Here is a 21,726-nt window from a genome sequence, read left to right on the forward strand (position 1 = left end):
CCAGCATGCGCACCGAACAACCGAAGATGATTTACCTGAAGGACTATCAGGCGCCCGAGTACCTGATCGACGAGACGCACCTGACCTTCGAGCTGTTCGAGGACCACAGCCTGGTCCACGCGCAACTGGTGATGCGCCGCAACCCTGAGCGTGGCCCGGGCCTGCCGCCGCTGGTGCTGGATGGGCAACAGCTGGAGCTGCTGTCGGTGACCCTGGCCGACCAGGAACTGAATGCCAGCGACTATCAGCTGACGGAAAACACCCTGACCCTGCAACCGGCCAGCGCCAGCTTCACGGTCGACACCAGCGTCCGGATCCACCCGGAAACCAACACCGCGCTGGAAGGCCTGTACAAGTCCGGCACGATGTTCTGCACCCAGTGCGAGGCTGAAGGCTTCCGCAAGATCACCTATTACCTCGACCGCCCGGACGTGATGAGCAAGTTCACCACCACGGTGGTCGCCGAGCAGCACAGCTATCCGGTGCTGCTGTCCAACGGCAACCCGATTGCCTCCGGCCCGGGCGAAGACGGCCGGCACTGGGCGACCTGGGAAGATCCGTTCATGAAACCGGCGTACCTGTTCGCGCTGGTGGCCGGTGACCTGTGGTGCGTCGAAGATACCTTCACCACCATGACCCAGCGCAACGTCGCGCTGCGCATCTACGTCGAACCGGAAAACATCGACAAGTGCCAGCACGCGATGAACAGCCTGAAGAAGTCGATGCGCTGGGACGAAGAGGTCTACGGTCGCGAGTACGATCTGGATATTTTCATGATCGTCGCGGTGAACGACTTCAACATGGGGGCGATGGAGAACAAGGGCCTCAACATCTTCAACTCCAGCGCCGTGCTGGCCCGCGCCGAAACTGCCACCGACGCTGCGCACCAGCGGGTCGAGGCGATCGTCGCCCACGAATACTTCCACAACTGGTCGGGCAACCGTGTGACCTGCCGCGACTGGTTCCAGCTGTCGCTCAAGGAAGGCTTCACCGTGTTCCGCGACGCCGGTTTCTCCTCGGACATGAACTCGGCCACGGTCAAGCGCATTCAGGACGTGGCGTACCTGCGTACCCACCAGTTCGCCGAAGATGCCGGCCCGATGGCCCACGCCGTGCGTCCGGACAGCTTCATCGAGATCTCCAACTTCTACACCCTGACCGTGTACGAAAAGGGTTCGGAAGTGGTTGGCATGATCCACACCCTGCTGGGCGCCGACGGCTTCCGCAAGGGCAGTGACCTGTACTTCGAACGCCACGACGGCCAGGCCGTGACCTGCGACGATTTCGTCAAGGCCATGGAAGACGCCAACGGTGTCGACCTGACCCAGTTCAAACGCTGGTACAGCCAGGCCGGCACACCGCGTCTGGCAGTGAGCGAGTCCTACGACGCGGCGGCGAAAACCTACAGCCTGACCTTCCGCCAGAGCTGCCCGGAAACCCCGGACAAAGTGGAAAAACTGCCGTTCGTGATCCCGGTCGAACTGGGCCTGCTCGACAGCAAAGGTAACGAGATTGTCCTGCGTCTGGCCGGTGAAGCGGCGGCGCCAGGCACCAGCCGCGTGATCTCGGTGACCGAAGCCGAGCAGACCTTCACCTTCGTCGACATCGCCGAACACCCGCTGCCATCGCTGCTGCGTGGCTTCTCGGCGCCGGTGAAACTGAGCTTCCCGTACAACCGCGACCAGTTGATGTTCCTGATGCAGCACGACAGCGACGGTTTCAACCGCTGGGATGCCGGTCAGCAACTGTCGGTGCAGGTGTTGCAAGAGCTGATCGCCCAGCAGCAGAAGGGCGAGAGCCTGGTGCTCGACCCGCGTCTGATTTCGGCACTGAAAACCGTGCTGTCCGATGAGTCGCTGGATCAGGCCATGGTCGCCGAAATGCTCTCGCTGCCAAGCGAAGCCTACCTGACCGAAATCAGCGAAGTGGCGGATGTCGAGGCGATCCATAACGCTCGCGAATTTGCCCGCAAGCAACTGGCGGACAACCTGTTCGAAGCGCTGTGGCTGCGTTATCAGGCCAATCGTGATTTGTCGAAGAAAACCCCGTACGTGGCCGAGGCCGAGCACTTCGCCCGTCGTGCGCTGCAGAACATTGCGCTGTCGTACCTGATGCTCAGCGGCAAGCCGGAAGTACTGGCCGCTACTCTTGAGCAATTCGAAAACAGCGACAACATGACCGAGCGCCTGACTGCGTTGGCGGTGCTGGTCAACTCGCCGTTCGACGAGCAGAAAGCGCTGGCGCTGGCGAGCTTTGCCGAGCACTTCAAGGACAACCCGCTGGTCATGGATCAGTGGTTCAGCGTGCAGGCCGGCAGTACTTTGCCGGGCGGTCTGGCGCGGGTGAAGGCGTTGATGCAGCACAAGGCGTTCAACATCAAGAACCCGAACAAGGTGCGTGCGCTGGTCGGTGCGTTTGCCGGGCAGAACCTGATCAACTTCCATGCTGCGGATGGTTCGGGCTACCGCTTCCTCACGGATCTGGTGATCGAGTTGAACGGCTTCAATCCGCAGATCGCTTCGCGCCAATTGGCGCCGCTGACCCGCTGGCGTAAATACGACAGCGCCCGTCAGGCGTTGATGAAGGCTGAGCTGGAGCGGATTCTGGCTTCGGGGCAGTTGTCGAGCGACGTGTACGAAGTGGTCAGCAAAAGCCTGGCGTAACGCATAACGAAATGTGGGAGCGGGCTTGCTCGCGAATACGGTTTGTCAGACACAGAGATGTTGACTGATACACCGCATTCGCGAGCAAGCCCGCTCCCACCGTTTTTATTGGGGTGAGCACATATTCTGCCCCCACCACAGATCTTTTGCAGGGGGGAGCCTGTTCGCGATTGCGGTGAATCAGACACAGAGATGTCATCTGATGTACCGCAATCGCGAGCAGGCTCACTCCTACAGGGGTTGCGTCTAGTCAGCTACTTCAGGTCAAACCGATCCAGGTTTGTCACCTTCGTCCAGGCTGCCACGAAGTCCTTCACGAACTGCTCTTTGGCATCCGAACTGGCATACACCTCGGCCAGCGCGCGCAGTATCGCGTTGGAACCAAACACCAGATCGACTCGCGTCGCCGTCCACTTCACGCTGCCGGTTTTGCGGTCGCGTCCTTCGAACTCGTCCGCTGCCCGTGAGGTTGGTTTCCACTCCACGCCCATGTCCAGCAGGTTGGTGAAGAAGTCGTTGGTCAGCGCTTCCGTGCGAGAGGTGAACACGCCATGCCGGCTTTGCCCGACGTTGCCCCCCAATACCCGCAGACCACCCAACAGTACGGTCATTTCCGGCGCGGAGAGAGTCAGCAGTTGCGCCTTGTCGATCAGCAGCGCTTCGGCGGAAACGGTGTATTTGCCCTTGCTGTAGTTGCGGAAACCATCGGCAATCGGCTCGAGGAAACCAAACGACTCGACGTCGGTTTGCTCCTGAGTCGCGTCCGTGCGTCCTGGATTGAACGGCACCGACACCGAGTGCCCGGCGTTTTTCGCTGCTTGCTCGACCCCGGCGTTACCCGCCAGCACGATCAGGTCCGCCAGCGAGACTTTCTTCCCGGAAGAGCCGGCATTGAACTCGTTCTGAATGCTTTCGAGGGTCTTCAGCACCTTGTCCAGTTGCTCAGGCTGGTTGGCCTGCCAGAACTTCTGCGGGGCCAGACGCAGACGGCCACCGTTGGCGCCACCACGCTTGTCTGAACCGCGGAACGTCGATGCTGCCGCCCACGCGGTGGACACCAGTTGCGACACCGAGAGGCCGGACGCCAGCACTTTGCTTTTCAGCGCCTGCGCATCGTTGCTGTCGATCAGCGGGTGAGAGGCGTCAGGAATCGGGTCCTGCCACAGCAGTTCCTCGTTGGGCAATTCCGGTCCGAGGTAGCGTGACAGCGGGCCCATGTCGCGGTGGATCAGTTTGTACCAGGCGCGGGCGAAGGCGTCCGCCAGTTGATCCGGATTGGCCAGAAAGCGTCGGGCGATCGGCTCGTAGATCGGGTCGAAGCGCAGCGCCAGGTCGGAGGTGAGCATGGTCGGCGAGAGTTTCTTGCTCCGATCATGCGCATGCGGAACGGTGCCAGCCCCGGCGCCGTTTTTCGGTTTCCACTGGTGCGCACCGGCCGGGCTCTTGAACAGTTCCCACTCGAAGCCGAACAGATTTTCCAGGTAGTTGTTGCTCCACTGGGTCGGGGTGGTGGTCCAAGTCACTTCCAGGCCGCTGGTGATCGTATCGGCGCCCTTGCCGGTGCCGAATGCGTTGCGCCAGCCGAGGCCTTGTTCTTCCAGTCCGGCCGCTTCCGGCTCAGGCCCGACGTTGTCGGCAGGGCCGGCACCGTGAGTCTTGCCGAAGGCGTGACCGCCGGCGATCAGGGCCACGGTTTCTTCGTCGTTCATGGCCATGCGGCCGAAGGTTTCGCGGATGTCGCGACCCGAAGCGACCGGATCGGGGTTGCCTTCAGGGCCTTCCGGGTTCACATAAATCAGGCCCATCTGCACGGCGGCCAACGGGTTTTCCAGATTGCGTTCGCCCTGATCGGTACGGCTTTGCTCTTTGCCGTGCAAATCCGGTTCGGCCACCAGCGTGCCGTCACCGGGTTCCTGCATGGCGGCCTTGTCTTTGCCATAACGGCTGTCGCCGCCGAGCCATTCGTGTTCCGAACCCCAGTACACGTCTTCATCCGGTTCCCACACATCAGGACGGCCACCGGAGAAGCCGAAGGTCTTGAAGCCCATCGATTCCAGCGCGACGTTGCCGGTGAGGACGATCAGGTCGGCCCAGGAAATGTTTTGCCCATACTTCTGCTTGATCGGCCACAGCAGGCGGCGGGCCTTGTCGAGGCTGACGTTGTCCGGCCAGCTGTTCAGCGGGGCAAAACGCTGTTGCCCGGAACCTGCACCACCGCGGCCATCGGCGGTTCGATAGGTGCCGGCGCTGTGCCAGGCCATGCGGATGAACAGTGGGCCGTAGTGGCCGAAGTCGGCTGGCCACCAGTCCTGGGAGTCGGTCATGAGCGCGCGCAGGTCTTGTTTCAGCGCCTGGAAGTCGAGGCTCTTGAAGGCTTTGGCGTAGTCGAAGTCCTTGCCCAGTGGATCGGACTTGGGCGAGTGCTGGCTGAGGATCTTCAGGTTCAGTTGATTCGGCCACCAGTCACGGTTCGTCGTACCACCACCGGCGGCGTGGTTGAACGGGCATTTCGATTCGTTTGCCATGTTCGGGTCCTTATCAGGTCTTCTATGGCCGGCTCGTGCCGACTTCGGACTAGTAAGGCTAGACCCGACTCGGGCAGTCAGCTAATAGGCCGACTATTGGAGGCCGATAGCCGCAGTCTTTCAGCGACTTCATGCCGTTGTGCAGGCAGCCAAGCCCTCAGAGCAAAGCTGCAGATCCGCGTCCTTGAGCGCTTGCTGCAAAACAAATTGCGAGAATCGGGATGACAGAAAGAAATGTTATTGTATAACATAAAAAAGATTTCATTCTGTTTCTGCCGGCGTCATTAGCAAAACGCCGGTAGCGATTCTTACTTTTCTGCTCACGGAAGTTCTGAAATGTCTGCCCGTTCCCAGCCCCTTCAACGACGCCTGACTCCTCTGGCCGCCGCGCTGCTGCTTGCCTCACCGGTGTTCGCCGCCGAACCGCTCGAGTTGCAACCGCAAGTCATCACCGGCAATCCGCTGGGCAACCAGACCCTGGCATCGCCCTCGACCGTCCTCAGTGGCGACGACCTCACGTTCCAGCAGAAGGGCAGCCTCGGTGAGACCCTGAACAAGCAGCCTGGCGTATCCTCCTCGTACTTCGGCCCGGGCGCGAGTCGGCCGATCATTCGCGGTCAGGACGGTGACCGCATTCGCATTCTGCGTAACGGCGTCGGCGCGCTCGATGCATCGTCGCTGTCGTACGATCACGCGGTGCCGCTGGACCCGGTCAACGTCGAGCGTGTTGAAATCGTCCGTGGTCCGGCGGCGTTGCTGTACGGCGGCAGCGCGATCGGCGGGGTGGTCAACACGTTCGATAATCGCGTTCCCACCGAGGCCATCGACGGCATCCACGGCGCTGGCGAGCTGCGTTACGGCGGTGCAGACACGACTCGCAGCAGCGCAGGGAAACTGGAGGCCGGCAACGGTCAGTTTGCCTTGCACCTGGATGCCAGCGCCCGTGAGTTCAATGACCTGAAGATTCCCGGTTACGCCAAGACCGGCGCCGCGCGGGCCAACGACGACGGTGATTCGCGCAAGCATCGGCTGGCCAACAGCGACGGGCGTCAGGACGGTGGCGCAATCGGCGGTTCCTACACCTGGGATGACGGTTACGCCGGTCTGTCCTACAGCAATTACGATTCGAACTACGGCTCACCCGCCGAAGACGACGTGCGCATCCGCATGCAGCAGGAGCACTACGCGTTCGCCACGGAAATTCGCAACCTCGACGGCCTGTTCAGCTCGGTCAAACTCGACGCGGGCTACACCGATTATGAGCACCGGGAAATCGAGGGCGGCGAAGTCGGTACCACCTTCAAGAACAAAGGTTACGAAGCACGGGTCGAGGCTCGGCACCAGCCACTGGGGCCGTTCAACGGGGTGATCGGCGCCCAGGTCAGCCGTAACGAATTCTCGGCCTTGGGCGAAGAGGCGTTCGTGCCGCACACCGATACCGATGCCGGTGCACTGTTCATTCTCGAAGAATTACAGGCCACCGAGCGACTGCTGTTCACCCTCGGCGGACGACTGGAACACACCACGGTCGATCCGGATGCAAAAGGCAACGAGCGTTTTGCCAACGCCGACCGCTCCAGCAGTTTCACCGCCGGCAGTCTGTCGTCTGGTGCGGTGTACACGCTGACGCCGATCTGGTCGGTCGCCGCGACACTGGGCTACACCGAACGCGCGCCGACGTTCTACGAGTTGTACGCCAACGGCGCGCACGTCGCGACCGGCACCTATGAAGTTGGTGACGCCGGGCTGTCGAAAGAAAAAGCCGTGTCCAGCGACCTGGCATTGCGTTTCGACAACGGCACGCACAAGGGCAGCGTCGGCGTGTTCTACAGCCACTTCTCCAATTACATCGGCCTGCTCGGCACTGGCCGCACGCTGAACGACGAAGGGGAAGAGGACGCCGGCGGCATTCCCGAATACACCTACTCGGGTGTGCGCGCACGCTTCAGCGGCATCGAAGCGCAGGATCGCTGGACGCTTGGCGAAAACGCCTACGGCAAGTTTGCCCTGGAGCTGTCAGGCGACTACATCCGGGCGAAGAACCTCGACAACGGCCAAGACCTGCCGCGCATCGCGCCGCTGCGCTTGAACAGCGGTCTGCTGTGGGAACTGGATCGCTGGCAGGCGCGGATCGATATCGAGCACGCCAGCTCGCAGCATCGTGTACCGGCCAACGAAAGCAGCACCGATGGTTACACCACACTGGGCGCCAACGTGGGTTATCACTTTGATGTCGGCCAGAGCAAATGGCTGGCCTTCGTCAACGCCGAGAACCTGACCAACCAGACCGTGCGTTACGCCAGTTCGATCCTGCGCGACATTGCGCCGGCCGAAGGGCGCAGCATTCAGGTGGGGTTGCGCACCACGTTCTGATTTGACGCTGCATTTGCCCGCGTCACGCCTGTCGCGTGACGCGGGCAATGTCCTCAACTCGATTGCGCGGTGTCGTCGTCCGGCAGCGCATCGAGTGGATCTTCCTGTCCCGGCAATTCAGTGATCACACTGAAATCCGTGACCTCGACCGCCCCCAGCCCATAACCCAGCAAGTGGAACGAGAAGGCCTTGCGCTGTTTCGGGTTGTCGAAACTGAAATCCATCTCCAGCGGCTGGTCCGCCGTGGCGACCATCTCGGTCGGCAGGCCCAGTTGCACGTCCTGTTCGAACTCCTTGGCCTTGAGTTGAATGTACGCTGCCTGCTGCGGATCCACCGAACGCACGGTCAGGCGCACGCGGGTGTGTGAGCCCTTGGGCATTTCCAGGTATTGCGCGCCGATCAGGTTGTCGGCCCAGTCATCGTTGATCTGCGCCTGCAGCGGGATCACGTTGTTGCTGCCGAACTGATAGCGCTGATTGAGCGGCGTGCGCAGCAGCGACAGGTCCAGCGCCATGGCGCGCGCGGCAATCTGCCGGGCCTGCTGGCTGCTTTCGTTGCCCTTGAAGGTGGCGCTGTCGGCGATGAACCCGGCACTTTCGTAGTAGCGGCAACGGCGCGGCATGTCGCACTCGGAGAAAATCCCCTGGCCATTGTGATAGCGCATCTTGCCGTTGGTGTAGGACATGATTTCGCGCCCGCTGTCATAGTCGCGAAACAGCGAACGGCCGCTCAACGCCGACGGCACCGGCAAGTCGAAATAGTCGAGGATCGACGCGCTCAGGTCGACATGACCGTAGACCCCGGCGTTCAGCCGCGGCAGCTGTTCGTGTTCCGGCGCCAGCGTCAGGTTGAAGCCCCAGGACGACGCCAGGCGAACGCCATCGATGCCGTGGGATTCATCCGAGGTGATCACCACCAGCGTGTCCTTGAGCACGCCCTGGCGTTCGAGACCGCTGAGGAACTGCTCCAGCGCATCGTCGAGATAACCGACGGCGGCTTGCTTCGGCGTGTCGTAGCGCTCCAGGTATTGCTCCGGTGCGGAGTAGGGCTGGTGCGTGCCGACGGTCAGCAGGGTGAGCATCCACGGTTGCTTCTGCTGCTTCAGTTGGCCGACGTAATCCAGCGCACCTTCGAAGAACGCCTTGTCATCCTTGCCCCACGGGAACTCCAGGTAGTTGGCGTTGGTGAACCATTCCAGGCCATGGGTCGCATCGAAACCGATGTGCGGCATGATCTTGTCTTTGGCCATGAAGCGCAGACCGGCGCCTTGCAGGTAGTGGGTGCTGAAACCGTTCTGCCGCAGCTGCGCCGGCAGGCACGCCTGATTGCGTTCGTGCTGGGTGAGCATTTCCACGCCTTTGGGCGTGCCGTTGTTGAGTTTGTCGTAATCGCCACAGAGCATGGCGTACAGGCCGCGAATGGTCTGGTGGGTATGCAGCACGTAATCGGGAGTGTTCATGCCGCGCTCGGCCCAGCGGCTGAGATTGGGCATCAGGTCTTCCTGATAATGGCTGCCGATCGCCTCGCGGTTGGCGCGGATGTAGGCGCCGGGAATGCCTTCCAGAGTAATGATCAGCACGTTGCGCGCCTGCCCCGGCCCGGCCAGCAGCTTGTGTCCGTTGAGGTCCAGATCGGTCAGCCCGGTCATCTGCGGCGCGGCTTCTTCGACGTCAGCGTCCAGCCATTCCTCGGCCTGCAACTGCAAGTCGGCCACCTGCGTGGCGAGCAACTGGTGCGGCAGGTTGTACAGGCGCCACGGGTCCTGATCGTTCGGCCACAGGGTTTGCACGCCCCAGTGCGCGGCGAACAACAGCGCCGGTGCAGCCCACACCGCACGGGGCAGGGCAGGCGCGGTTTGGCTGCGATTGGCGAAACGGGTCGCTAACCAAATGATCAGCGCCAGTCCCAGAATGACGCCCACGGCAGGATGGGCAAGGCCGCCCCCGGTGGAGTTTTCCACGAACTGCGGGTCAATCAGGTAATGCAGGTCGGCAGGGTTCGGCAGTCGGCCGACCGCGCTGACCAGCTCGGCCGTTGCCACCGCCAGCAGCCCCCAGAACAGCAACAACGGCAACGCCAGCCACCAGGCACGGCGATGCAGCAACACCAGCAGCAGGCTGCCAATCGCCAGATCGGACAAATAACCCAGCGGCGACGACCAGCCCAGCACCGCGCGCAGGCACACCGGTACGATCAGTACCAGCAGAATCAGGGAAAAGAGGCGGGCCTGCGGCTGCCGCAACCAACGAAAAAGAACGCTCACAAAAAGACCTTCCAGCCATCAAACCGTCATAAAAGTGTGCGCGATGATACCAAGGGTGGGCTGTCTGATCGCCCTTTTAAACTCAGGGCTGATCTGCTCGCGTGAGCGCGGCGCAGGCCTTGAAGCCATGCCCCGCGTTCGTGTCAGCCCGATAGCAGCGAGTGGACGGGGTGATCTCGGCGGCGGATTTATTGTTTCAGGCTGTTTAAGGTTCCCAGTTGCAGGCCCACGCTGGCCGCATTTCTGGACAACGTTATGGCCACTCAGTAGCATTCGAGCCCAACGGATTTTCCCTTTGCACGTCGCCCGGCGTGGAACTCTCAAGGAATCGACATGCGCGCGCCCCCCAATGGCCAACAACGAACGGTCGTGACCGTGGTCAACGGCGAGATTCACCATGAAACCCAGATCAGTTTCAGCTCGGTGTCGGTGGTCAATGGCGAGGTTCGGGTGCATACCACTGAAGGCAATCAAATAGACATCCAGGTGCCCGGTGCGGATTTCGCTCTGCGCTTTGATCTGGATGGGGTGCAGCAGATTCCAGTGGCGCAACAGACGCCGGTTGAAACGGTGCCGGTCGATGACAGCCTGAAGTTGTTCACCTGGAAAACCGTGCTGATCACCCTTGGGCTGTGGTTTTTCGTGGGTTCGGTTTTCGGTTGGCTGGGGTTTGTCGTTGCAGCCGGATATTTCGGCTACCACTGGCGCCAGGTGGCAGAGCGCAAGAAATTGCTGGCACAGCCGAGAGTGGATCAAGCCGTGCCACGTTCCAGCTCGGGGATGTCTCGGCAAAGTGTGCGTGACGCATTGGCTCGAAAGCATTGATGACGACATGCCAGAATTAGCCATGCGAGCGTTCAAGAGTGAAAAGGTTGTCGTCGAGTTCGCTGATTTCAAAGGAACGATGGTTCGCCATGAGCGGTTTATGATGCCTGCCGGCGGGCGTCAGGATCGATATTGGGTCAGGACTGCACAGGGTGACCTGCCGCTGGATCTGTTCGACAAGGACCTGCAGGTCAAGCGGGGCCATGAGATATCGGTGCTCTACGGCAGCGTGCCAGGCGGCGAGCTCAGGAGCGCGATCTGTGTGTTCAACCACTGCGAGGGCCGACTCACGCCGCTGTCGGAGGGGAAAGTACTTCACCAGGAATTCTTTCCTCGCAGCCGAATCATCCTCCCGTTTATTGCCTGCCTGGCGACTTCCGCAGTGGCGGGGGCTTACTTCGATTGGTGGGGCGCGTCTGCGGGCTTTGTCGTTTACTACCTGCTGAAAGCCGAGAGCGCCAAACGCAAAATGCTTCTGGTCAGTGGCCTGGATCTGCACCTGGAGAAATTGAGCAAGCGTTATGTGCGTGAAGTGACTCGGCGCAGGATCACGCGGTTGCTGGCGCGACATCTTTGAACGACGGGAAGTGGGACAGTTATTCGCCGACGACTCATTAATGAACATAGCGGCTGCGTTCACTTCTCGATGGCAGGATCGAGTGATGCCTGCTCTGCTGGCGCACATTGAAAAACCGGGCAACGTCCAGGCGGCCAGACACAAGATTACCCGCGCGATTGCGCGAGAGGTGTAACGCGCAAAAAAAGGGGCGACCTGATCATCGATCAGGCCGCCCCTTTTTTATTGCCGCAAAGTCAGATCAATGCATCTTGCTGTGATCGTGACCTTCCATGTGCGTCAGCGAACGGACTTCGGCTTTCACTTCAACGGTTTCTTTCTCGCCCTTGGCGTTTTCCACGGTCAGGGTCAGCGGTACGCTTTCGCCTTCCTTGAGCTGGCCGTTCAGGCCCATCAGCATCACGTGGTAGCCGTTCGGGTCGAACTTGACGGCTTTGCCGGCCGGCAGGTCGACCGATTTGACCGGGCCCATGCTCATCACGTCGTTCTTCATCGACATTTCGTGGATCTGCACATCTTTGGCCACTGGCGAGGCAACGCTCAGCAGTTTGCTGTCGCTGTCGGCGGTGACGGTCATGAACGCGCCGCTGGCCGATTGGGTCGGCACGGTCGCACGCACCCAGGCGTCGTCGACCTTGGTCTGGGCCGAGACTTGAAATGCCAGGCCCAGCAGGGACAGACCGAAAACGGCGCGTTTGATGTTGTTCAGAACGGGGTGCATCAGCAGACCTCCATAACGGTGAGCAAATCTTCCGTGCACTCTTGTGCCGAAAGCGATACAGACAGACCCATGCGCAGTTGGCCGCGCGAGTCGTAGACGTAACTGGTGGACGTGTGGGAGATGGTGTAAGTGTCGCCCGCTGGAACCTTCTCGTAGAACACGTCGAATTCCTTGGCCGTGGCCTTGGTTTCTTCCAGCGTGCCGTACAGCGCGACGAAGCTCGGGTCGAAGGCTTTTACATACGCGTCGAGGATTTGCGGCGTGTCGCGCTCCGGGTCCAGGGTGATGAAGATCACCTGCAGACGGTCGCCGTCCTTGCCCATCAGTTTCTTGATTTGCGCCGCGCGGGCGAGGGTGGTCGGGCACACCGCCGGGCATTGGGTGAAGCCGAAGAAGATCATCGGCATCAGGCCGCGGAAGCTCGACAGCGTCATGGTTTCGCCGTCGGTGTTCTTCAGTTTGAAGGTGCGTCCGAGGATCTTGTCACTCAGGTCCTTGCCGTACTTGTACGACAGTTGGCCACGGGTGTCGCAGCCGGCGAGCAGGCCCAGGCCCAGCACGCCCATTCCCGCAAGCACCTTGCGGCGAGTCAACAAAGCCGTCATCTAATACCGCCTTTTGCAGCCCGTCAGTCGGCAGGACTGGCGGGGGGTTAACCGTAAAAGCGGCGCATGATACCAAACTGCAGGCAACCGCCGGCCGCGGATCGCCGCGCAGCGTAGGATCGGGCGACAAAAGGTGTAAGAAAAAGTGACGAGTGACTACTGCGCGCGAGTCTCATCGGCCCGCCAGCCGCCGCCCAGCGCGGTGTACAGGTTGACCTCGGCGACCAGTTGCCCCAGCCGATCCGTGATCAAACCCTGTTGCGAACTGAACAGTGAACGCTGTGCGTCGAGAAACGTCAGGCTGCTGTCGACGCCGTTCTGGTAACGGTGTTGCGCCAGGTTGTAGTAGTCCTGCGTGGCTTGCACCAGGTCGCGCTGCGCCTGCAGTTGTTGCTGATAGGTGCCTCGAGCGGCAAGGCCGTCGGCGACTTCCTGGAATGCGGTCTGAATCGATTTCTCGTATTCGGCGACGGCCACGTCTTTTTGCAGTTTCGAATAATCCAGGCTCGCGCGCAGGCTGCCGGCATTGAAAATCGGCAGGTTGATTTGCGGCTGGAAAGTCCAGGCACCGGAGCCGGCGCTGAACAGCCCGGAGAGATCGCGGCTGGAGGTGCCGGCGTTCGCGGTCAGGCTGACACTGGGGAAAAACGCCGCCCGCGCCGCGCCGATATTGGCATTGGCGGCCTTGAGTTTGTACTCGGCCTGAAGAATGTCCGGGCGCCGTTGCAGCAGGTCCGACGGCAGCCCGGCCGGCAGTTGTTGCAGCAGATCGCTGGACAGCGGTTGCGCGGGCAACGTCGCGGGAACCTGAGTGCCGACCAGCAGCGTCAGGCTGTTCAGGTCCTGTGCCACTTGGCGCTGATAGCGCGCCAGATTGGCTCGCGAACTGTCGACGCTGGTCTTGGCCTGCGCCTGTTCCAGCGCCGAGGACTTGCCGGCGTCACGGTTGCGGGTGGTCAGGCGCAGGCTCTGTTCATCGGCGGTGAGGGTCTGGCGGGTCAGTTCGAGCAGCTCCTGATCGGCGCGCCAGGTCAGGTAGGCGTTGGCGACGTTGGCCACCAGGCTCAGCTCGGCGCTGCGCCGCGCCTGTTCGGTCGCCAGCCAGGTCTGCAGCGCCTGCTCGCTGAGGCTGCGCACCCGGCCGAAGAAATCCAGTTCATAGGCGCTGACGCCCAGGTTCACCGCGTAGGTCGAATTGATCATGGCTTTGCTGCGGGTCACGCTGGGCGGCAGGCGCTGGCGTGATTCGCTGGCATTGGCCGACAGCGCCGGCAGCAGGTCGGCGCGCTGGATCCGGTACTGCGCCTGAAACGCCTCGACGTTCAGCGCCGCCACCCGCAGGTCGCGATTGTTCACCAACGCGCTTTCGATCAACTGTTGCAGCGCCGGGTCGTTGAACAGCGTGCGCCAGTCTTCGGTGCGCGTTGGCGCCAGTGTCTGTGCCGGGTAAACCCTGCCTTGCGGATACTGCGCAGCGCTCGGCGAGGCAGGGCGCTGGTATTCGGGAACCAACGAGCAACCGGCCAGCAGGACGGCCAAGGACAACAGGGAGGTGCGCAACATCGAACGTTCTCATGCAGAAAAAGGCGTGCCGGTGTCGGCACCGTCGGGTCAGGGCACTGAATCCCTCACCCCATTGGAAAATGTTGATCAAGGGTTTTTTCGATCAGGCCCCGGCCATCCACCGCGCCAGGCCATGCCGCCCGCTGACCCCGAGTTTGGCGGTCGCACGCTTGAGGTAGGTCTCGACCGAACTGCTCTTGACCCGCAACTTCTCGGCCAGTTGCGGCACGGTGCCGCCAGTCAGCAGCCCTAGGCAGACTTCCTTTTCCCGGGCCGACAGGACGATGCCGCCCAGCGCCAGACGCTCATCGAACACCTGCTGCAATGGCGCCTGCTCCAGGTCGGCCAATGGCAGGCGCGGCTGCTTGGCGATGATCTGCCGACTGAGGTGTGCGTGGCGCTCGATCAGTGGCAGCAGGGTGTCGGACAGGCTTTTGAGAAACGACAGCTCCGGCAGGGAAAACACCCGTTGCGTATGCGGTCGATAGAACGAGATGACACAGCGGCGGTTGGAGGTGCGAGACACCAGATTGCACTGGTGCACGCTGTGCTGCGGATGTCGGGGCTGGAGCGACGCTTTGAGTTGAATCAGCAGTGAGTCATTCATCTCGATCATCTTTTGCAACAACGGATGATCGTCCGGGCGCTGCAACGGATCCGGCGGTGGGAAGGTCTGCGGCAGGCCTGCGCTGCCCAGCGCCTTGATCTCGACCACGCTGGCCTGGCGTTCGTCCAGCGTCCATTCGCTGAGATCGACCCGATTGACCGGCACCAGCGTGTCGACCAACTGGAACAGGTTGCTGGCGAAATGATCGTCGCCGGTGCTGGCAATCAGTTCGCCCAGTTGCCAGTAGAAATGCGGGTTTTCCATGTTGCGAATGCTGCCGGTCAGATTCATATCCTTGTCATCCCTGGTTCCGAGTCATCACCGAGTCGTCCGCTGTTTATGCAAAAGCCGCCCACGCAATCGCCTTTCCTTGAAACTGATCTGGGGCGGGATTTAAGCCTATGGTTTTGCCCTGCGTCTGTAGGGGAAACCGGGGACACAAAGTGCCATCATTTCTGAAAGTTGGCGCCGGGCTTCTGACGGTGCCTGGTACAGGTGACGGGGTTTGTGTGACTGTTTGGTCACGCCAAAGCCCTGAAAACCGGGGGCGTCATGTTGTTGTGGGCGCTCTGCGCAGGTCGATGGCAGCGCTGGCGTGTGGCATTTTTCCTACAAATTTTTCAGTATTTCCTCTCCGAACTTTTACAAACTTCCGACGTATTTAGGTGCGGCAGGTGCTGACAGGCCTGCGCAGGGGGCCGGGTTGTCCGGGTTTCACGTGTCATGTCGGCGCCGGGGCCGATGCTTGAATAGGCGCAAAATCACATGAGAAGGATCTTATGCCGTCTATTTCTGCCCCGACGGTGGACACCCCGTCCGCATCGCTCCAGACGTATCCGCTGACTGCTGCGCAGTTGGACATCTGGCTGGATCAGCTGAGTCGCGGCGATTCGCCGTTGTACAACATCGGCGGGGATATGGACCTGATCGGCCCACTGGATCCGGCATGTATGCAGGCGGCCCTCGAAGGTCTGGTGGCCCGGCATGACGCCATGCGTACGATCCTGTTGCCGGGCGCCGGTGTCGATGGCCTGCCTTTGCAGCGGTTTGCCCACGCATTGCCGGCGCCGATGCCGATTCATGATGTGTCGGCGCACGCCGACCCGGAGTCGGCAGCGCGGGCATTGATTCAGCAGCGCATCGATCAGCCCTTCGTGCTGGACGGCGATCCCTTGTTCCGTTTTCTGCTGATCCGCCTCGACGAGCAGCGGCATTGGCTGTCGATTCTGGCCCATCACTTGATTGTCGATGGCTGGAGCTTTGGCGAGATGCTCAAGTCACTGGACGAGATCTATAACGCCCTGGCGCACGGTCAGCCCGCACCGGCTTCGGCGCCGTCGTACATTGACTTCATCGAAGACAATGCGCGCTATCACGGCTCGCCCCGTTATGCGCTGGACCGTGCCTACTGGCTGGACAAATACCGACAATTGCCCGAGCCGTTGCTGCTGCCGCGCCATCAACAGAGTCTGGCCGGTGCTGATGCGCAGACGCAGGTTTTTGCGCAGCCCCTGCCGGCACTGCTGCACCAGCGCATGAAGCAGGTGGCCCGGGAGTTTGCTGCCTCGGCGTTCCATGTGCTGCTGGCAGCGCTGCACGTGTACTTCAGCCGCACCGCGCAGCGTGACGAATGGGTGGTGGGGCTGCCGATCCTCAACCGTTCCGGTGCACGGTTCAAATCCACCCTCGGGCTGTTCGCGCAAATCAGCCCGGTGCGCATGGGCTTTGGCCGTGAACAGACCTTCGGTGAGCTGATCAGGGCAATCCGTGATGAACTGAAAAAGGATTTCCGCCATCAGCGCTTCCCCTTGAGCGAGATGAACCGTGCCCTGGGCCTGCTGCGGGAGGACCGCTCGCAACTGTTCGAACTGACCGTTTCCTACGAGCAGGACACCCACGATTACCGCTACGGCGAGGCGCTGGCGCGGGTCACCAAGGTCTCGAACGTGGAAGAGGCGACGCCGCTGGCGGTGCACCTGCTGAGTAATCTGGCCAACGACGACGCGCGTCTGTACCTGATTTATAGCGAGGCGTATTTCAGTGCCGATGAAGTCAAGGTGCTGGCCGAACGCTGGCTGCTGATCCTGGAACAAGGACTGGAGGCGGTGAACCTGCCGATAACGGCGTTCAGCCTGAGCACGCCTGAAGAAGTCGCGCTGCTGCAACAGTGGAATGCGACGCGGGTGGACTACCCGAGCGTGACCACGATTCAGCAGCGAATCGAGGCTCAAGCGCTGCAACGGCCGCAGGCGCTGGCGGCGGTTCAGCAAGGGAAATGCCTGACCTATGCCGAGCTCAATCAGCGCGCCAACGCACTCGCTCATCATCTGCTCGATCTCGGTGTGCGCCCGGATGACCGGGTGGCAATCGTCGCCCGGCGCGGTCTCGACACGCTGGTCGGGCTGCTGGCGATTCTCAAGGCCGGCGCCGCGTATGTGCCACTCGACCCGGCGCATCCGACCGAGCGCCTGAGCTATCTGCTGGACGACAGCGCGCCGCTGGCAGTGCTGACCCAGAGTGCGTTACGCGGGCATCTGCCAGCGTTGTCGATGCCGGTGATCGAGCTTGATCGCCAGACCTGGTCCGCCGCCAACCTCGGCGCGCCGAGAGTGCCCACACTGACCCCGGCAAACCTCGCCTACGTGATTTACACCTCCGGCTCCACCGGCCTGCCCAAAGGGGTAATGGTCGAGCACCGGACCCTGTGCAACCTGGTGGATTGGCACGCTGACGTTTTCGACTTGAATGCCGGCAGCCATACCTCGTGCCTCGCCGGGTTCGGTTTTGACGCGATGGCCTGGGAGGTCTGGCCGGCGCTGTGCGTGGGCGCGATCCTGCACCTGGCGCCCGCCAGCGATGGCAACGAAGACATCGATGCGCTGCTCGACTGGTGGCGTGCGCAGCCGCTGGACGTCAGTTTTCTGCCGACCCCGATCGCCGAATACGCGTTCAACCGCCAACTCGATCACCCGACCTTGCGCACGCTGCTGATCGGTGGTGATCGCCTGCGGCAGTTCCCGCGCCAGCAATCGTTCGCGGTGATCAACAACTACGGCCCGACCGAAGCCACGGTGGTGGCGACCTCCGGGCGCATTGACGCGGGGCAGGCGCTGCACCTCGGCAAGCCAGTGAGCAACGCCACGGTGTATTTGCTCGACGAGCAGCAACAACCGGTGCCGCTGGGCGTGACCGGCGAGCTGTACGTCGGCGGGGCCGGGGTGGCTCGTGGTTACCTGAACCGTGCGGACCTGACCGCCGAACGCTTCCTGCGCGATCCGTTCAGCAACGAACCGGGGGCGCGGCTGTATCGAACTGGCGACCTCGCACGCTGGCGTACCGACGGCACTTTGGAGTATCTGGGGCGCAACGACGATCAGGTGAAAATCCGTGGCGTGCGTATCGAACCGGGGGAAATCGAGAGCGCACTTGCCAGCCATGCGGCGGTGCGCGAGGCCGTGGTGCTGGTGCGCGATGGTCAGTTGTTGGCGTGGTTTACCGAGCAAGCGCCGCTGGACATCAACCAGTTGCACGCGCACCTGAAGACTCGCCTGAGCAGCGCCATGCTGCCGAGCGCCTACGTGCGTCTGCCGGCGCTGCCACTGACCGCCAACGGTAAGGTGGATCGCAAGGCACTGCCGGTCCCTGGCCCGGACGACTTGATCCGCCGCGAATACCAGGCGCCGCAAGGCGAGGTCGAAATCGCCCTGGCGCAGATCTGGGCAGAAGTGCTGCAAGTCGAGCGCGTCGGGCGTCACGACCATTTCTTCGAGCTGGGCGGGCATTCGTTGCTGGCGGTGATTCTGATCGAGCGCATGCGTCAGCTCGATTTGAGCAGTGACGTGCGCGTGCTGTTCAGTCAGCCGACCCTTGCGGCGCTGGCCGCCTCGGTCGGCAGCGGGCGCGAAATCGAGGTGCCGGCCAATCGCATCGTCGCCGGTTGCACGCACATCACTCCGACGATGCTGCCGCTGGTGCAACTGCAGCAGGCGGACATCGAGCGGGTCGTCGCCACGGTGCCGGGCGGGGCGGCCAACGTGCAGGACATTTATCCGCTGGCGCCGTTGCAGGAAGGCATTCTCTACCACCACATCACCGCCGCGCAGGGCGATCCGTACCTGCTGCAATCGCAATTGGCGTTCGACAGTAGCGAGCGCGTCGAGGCCTTCGCTGCGGCGCTGCGCGAGGTCATGGCGCGCCACGATATTCTGCGCACGGCGGTGGTCTGGGAAGGCTTGACCACGCCGGTGCAGGTGGTGTGGCGCGACGCGCTGCTGCCGTTGCAGGAAGTCGAACTTGATCCGCTTGACGGGCCGATCCTCGAGCAGTTGCACGCGCGCTTCAACGCCCGACGTTATCGCCTCGACGTCAGTCAGGCGCCGTTGATGCGTCTGGTGTATGCGCCGGATCCGGCGCTGGGCCGGGTGGTGGGGATTTTGCTGTTCCATCACTTGGCGATGGACCACATCGCCCTCGAAGTGATGCGCGGCGAGTTGCAGGCCAGTCTGTCGGGGCACGTCGTGGCGCTGGCGCCGCCGGTGCCGTATCGCAACTATGTGGCGCAGGCGCGACTGGGCGTCAGCGAGCAGGAGCACGAGGCATTCTTCCGCGAGCAACTGGCGGACATCGACGAGCCGACTCTGCCGTTCGGTCTGCAAGAAGTGCAGGGCGACGGACGCGGCATCGACGAAGTGCAGCAGGCGCTGCCGGCAGACGTGTATCAGCGTTTGCGCCATCAGGCGCGCCAGGCCGGTGTCAGCGTCGCAAGCCTGATTCATCTGGCGTGGGCGCGGGTGCTGGCGGCGACGTCCGGCCAGCAACGCGTGGTGTTCGGCACGGTGCTGATGGGGCGCATGCAGGGCGGCGAGGGCGCTGACCGGGCACTGGGGGTGTTCATCAATAGCTTGCCGCTGCGCATCGACGTCGACGCCGGAGTACTGGACGCCGTGCGCGCGACCCACGCGCGGCTGACCGCGCTGCTTGGGCACGAACACGCTTCATTGGCGCTGGCCCAGCGTTGCAGTGGGGTGGCGTCGCCGTCGCCGCTGTTTAGCGCGCTGCTTAACTACCGGCACAGCGATGAATCGGAGTTGCTGGAACCCTCGCGGCAATCCTGGCAAGGCATCGAAACCCTGGCCAACGAAGAACGCACCAACTATCCGCTGACCATGAGCGTGGATGATTATGGCAACGGCTTGCGCCTCACCGGTCGGGCTGTGGCGCAGATCGGCGCGCAGCGGATCTGCGGTTACATGCAAGCGGCGTTGAGCGGCTTGGTGCAGGCGCTGGAGCAGGCGCCGCAACAGCCGTTGAACCGCTTGCCGATCCTGCAGCCCGAGGAGTTGCAACGCTTGCTGAGCGCGTTCAACGCCACCGAGGTCGACTGCCCGCTGGAGCAGCCGCTGCATGCCTTGTTCGAAGCCCAGGCGCGGCGTAAACCGCATGCCATCGCGCTGCAGGCCGGTGAACGCAGCCTGAGTTATCGCGAACTCAACGAACGCGCCAACCGTCTGGCCCATCACTTGCGTGAACTGGGTGTGCAGCCGGATGCGCGAGTGGCGATCTGCGTCGAGCGCGGGCTGGATCTGGTGGTTGGTCTGCTCGGCATCCTCAAGGCCGGCGGCGCCTATGTGCCGCTGGACCCGGACTATCCGCTGGAACGCCTCAACTACATGTTGCAGGACAGCGCGCCGGTCGCCCTGTTGGTGCATGGCGCCACGCGGCAATTGCTGGGCGAACCGGGTGTGGCGCTGATCGACCTTGATCGCGGCAGTTGGGCGCAGCAGCCAGCAGGCAATCCGCAGGTGCCGGGCCTGAGCGCTTCGAACCTTGCCTACATGATCTACACCTCGGGTTCTACCGGGCTGCCCAAAGGCGTGATGATCGAACACCGCAGCGCCTGCAACATGGTGCACTGGGGTTCGCAGCTCAGTCCGCCGACCGAGCACGGCGCGCTGCTGCAAAAAGCCCCGTTCAGCTTCGACAGTTCGGTGTGGGAGATCTTCTGGCCGCTGTGTTCCGGAATGCGTCTGGTGTTGGCACAGCCGGATGGCAACCGCGATTCGGCGTACGTGGTGCAGACCATTCGCGAGCATCAAGTGACGGTGGTCAAGTTCGTACCGGCGCTGTTGCAGCAGTTTATTGAGCAGGATGACGTCGAGCAGTGCACCAGTCTCACCGACGTGCTCAACGGCGGCGGTGAACTCAGTGCCGCGCTGGCGCGTCAGGTACGTGCGCGGCTGCCGTGGGTGCGTTTGCACAACGTCTATGGCCCGACCGAAACCACGGTCGACAGCACCGGCTGGACGCTGGAACCGCACATGCCGGTGCCGGACAACGTGGTGCCGGTCGGCAAAGCCCTGAGCAACACCCGCCTGTACGTGCTCGACGCCTACGATCAACCGGTGCCACAAGGCGTCAGCGGTCAACTGCACATTGGCGGTGTCGGCGTGGCGCGGGGTTATCACGGTTTGCCGGAGATGCAGGCCGAACGCTTCATCGACAGCCCGTTTGTAGCCGGTGATCGGCTGTACCGCACCGGCGATCTGGTGCGCTACGCCAACGATGGCGAGCTGGAATTCCTCGGCCGCAACGACTTCCAGATCAAGCTGCGTGGCTTACGTCTGGAACCAGGAGAAATCGAGGCGCGGCTGATCGAGCATTCGGCGATTCGCGAAGCGGTGGTGATGGTGCGCGACGAGCGTCTGGTGGCCTGGTATACCGTGCGTTCCGGCGTAGAAGAACCCAGTCTGGAGACCTTGCGCGCGCATGTGCTGGAACGGTTGCCCGAGTACATGGTGCCCGGCGCATTCGTGCAACTCGACGCCTTGCCACTGACGCCGAACGACAAGATCGACCGAAAAGCCCTGCCGGAACCGGGGGCAGACGCGGTGATCAATCGGCCTTACGTCGCGCCGCAAGGTGAAGTCGAAGCCACGCTGGCGCAGATCTGGGGCGAGGTACTCGGTGTCGAACAAGTCGGGCGGCATGACAACTTCTTCGAACT

The 21,726-nt window shown here is 62.3% G+C and carries 11 protein-coding genes; 5 read left to right on the top strand and 6 right to left on the bottom strand.

The features are described 5' to 3' along the window. Positions 1-5: 5 nt before the first annotated feature. Entirely contained in the window at positions 6-2,663 is a 2,658-nt protein-coding gene (gene pepN / locus PseAD21_RS19415; protein WP_102357133.1) for an aminopeptidase N, read from the top strand. 254 nt (positions 2,664-2,917) lie between these two features. Here the strand turns inward: pepN and katG are convergent, their stop codons facing one another. Then, positions 2,918-5,188 (bottom strand): catalase/peroxidase HPI, encoded by a 2,271-nt coding sequence (gene katG / locus PseAD21_RS19425; protein ID WP_102357136.1) that lies wholly within the window; start codon positions 5,186-5,188, stop codon positions 2,918-2,920. A 336-nt stretch (positions 5,189-5,524) separates the two neighbouring features. On the opposite strand from katG, the gene PseAD21_RS19430 reads away from it, so the two are divergent. Next, positions 5,525-7,561 carry a TonB-dependent receptor gene (locus tag PseAD21_RS19430; protein WP_102357138.1) on the top strand — a complete coding sequence of 679 codons (2,037 nt, stop codon included), beginning with the start codon at positions 5,525-5,527 and terminating at the stop codon, positions 7,559-7,561. 53 nt (positions 7,562-7,614) lie between these two features. Here the strand turns inward: PseAD21_RS19430 and PseAD21_RS19435 are convergent, their stop codons facing one another. Beyond that, entirely contained in the window at positions 7,615-9,825 is a 2,211-nt protein-coding gene (locus PseAD21_RS19435; RefSeq protein ID WP_102357140.1) for an LTA synthase family protein, read from the bottom strand. Between the two features lie 333 nt (positions 9,826-10,158). Here PseAD21_RS19435 and PseAD21_RS19440 point away from each other — a divergent pair, with 333 nt between their 5' ends. Both PseAD21_RS19440 and PseAD21_RS19445 read left to right on the top strand, forming a co-directional pair. Next, positions 10,159-10,650: a hypothetical protein gene (locus PseAD21_RS19440; protein WP_102357141.1), complete on the top strand. Its 492-nt coding sequence runs from the start codon at positions 10,159-10,161 to the stop codon at positions 10,648-10,650. 7 nt (positions 10,651-10,657) lie between these two features. After that, complete coding sequence (locus PseAD21_RS19445; protein ID WP_256588191.1) at positions 10,658-11,227, top strand: hypothetical protein; 570 nt, start codon at positions 10,658-10,660, stop codon at positions 11,225-11,227. A gap of 241 nt (positions 11,228-11,468) precedes the next feature. Here PseAD21_RS19445 and PseAD21_RS19450 read toward each other — a convergent pair whose 3' ends face one another. The 4 genes from PseAD21_RS19450 to PseAD21_RS19465 form a co-directional block, all read right to left on the bottom strand. Continuing rightward, complete coding sequence (locus PseAD21_RS19450) at positions 11,469-11,948, bottom strand: copper chaperone PCu(A)C (protein ID WP_102357143.1); 480 nt, start codon at positions 11,946-11,948, stop codon at positions 11,469-11,471. Next, positions 11,948-12,553, bottom strand: coding sequence for an SCO family protein (locus tag PseAD21_RS19455; RefSeq protein ID WP_102357144.1), 606 nt, complete (start codon positions 12,551-12,553; stop codon positions 11,948-11,950). The genes PseAD21_RS19450 and PseAD21_RS19455 overlap by 1 nt, the downstream gene beginning before the upstream one ends. 156 nt (positions 12,554-12,709) lie before the next feature. Then, complete coding sequence (locus tag PseAD21_RS19460; RefSeq protein ID WP_102357146.1) at positions 12,710-14,116, bottom strand: efflux transporter outer membrane subunit; 1,407 nt, start codon at positions 14,114-14,116, stop codon at positions 12,710-12,712. Between the two features lie 103 nt (positions 14,117-14,219). Further along, a complete protein-coding gene (locus PseAD21_RS19465) occupies positions 14,220-15,014 on the bottom strand; it encodes a helix-turn-helix transcriptional regulator (RefSeq protein ID WP_102357147.1) in 795 nt (264 codons plus the stop codon). A gap of 488 nt (positions 15,015-15,502) precedes the next feature. Between PseAD21_RS19465 and PseAD21_RS19470 the strand changes: the two genes are divergently transcribed. Next, the coding region (locus tag PseAD21_RS19470; RefSeq protein WP_102357149.1) for a non-ribosomal peptide synthetase at positions 15,503-21,726 on the top strand (6,224 nt) is incomplete at its 3' end.

The sequence above is a fragment of the Pseudomonas sp. AD21 genome (assembly GCF_002878485.1).
Classification (GTDB): Bacteria; Pseudomonadota; Gammaproteobacteria; order Pseudomonadales; family Pseudomonadaceae; genus Aquipseudomonas.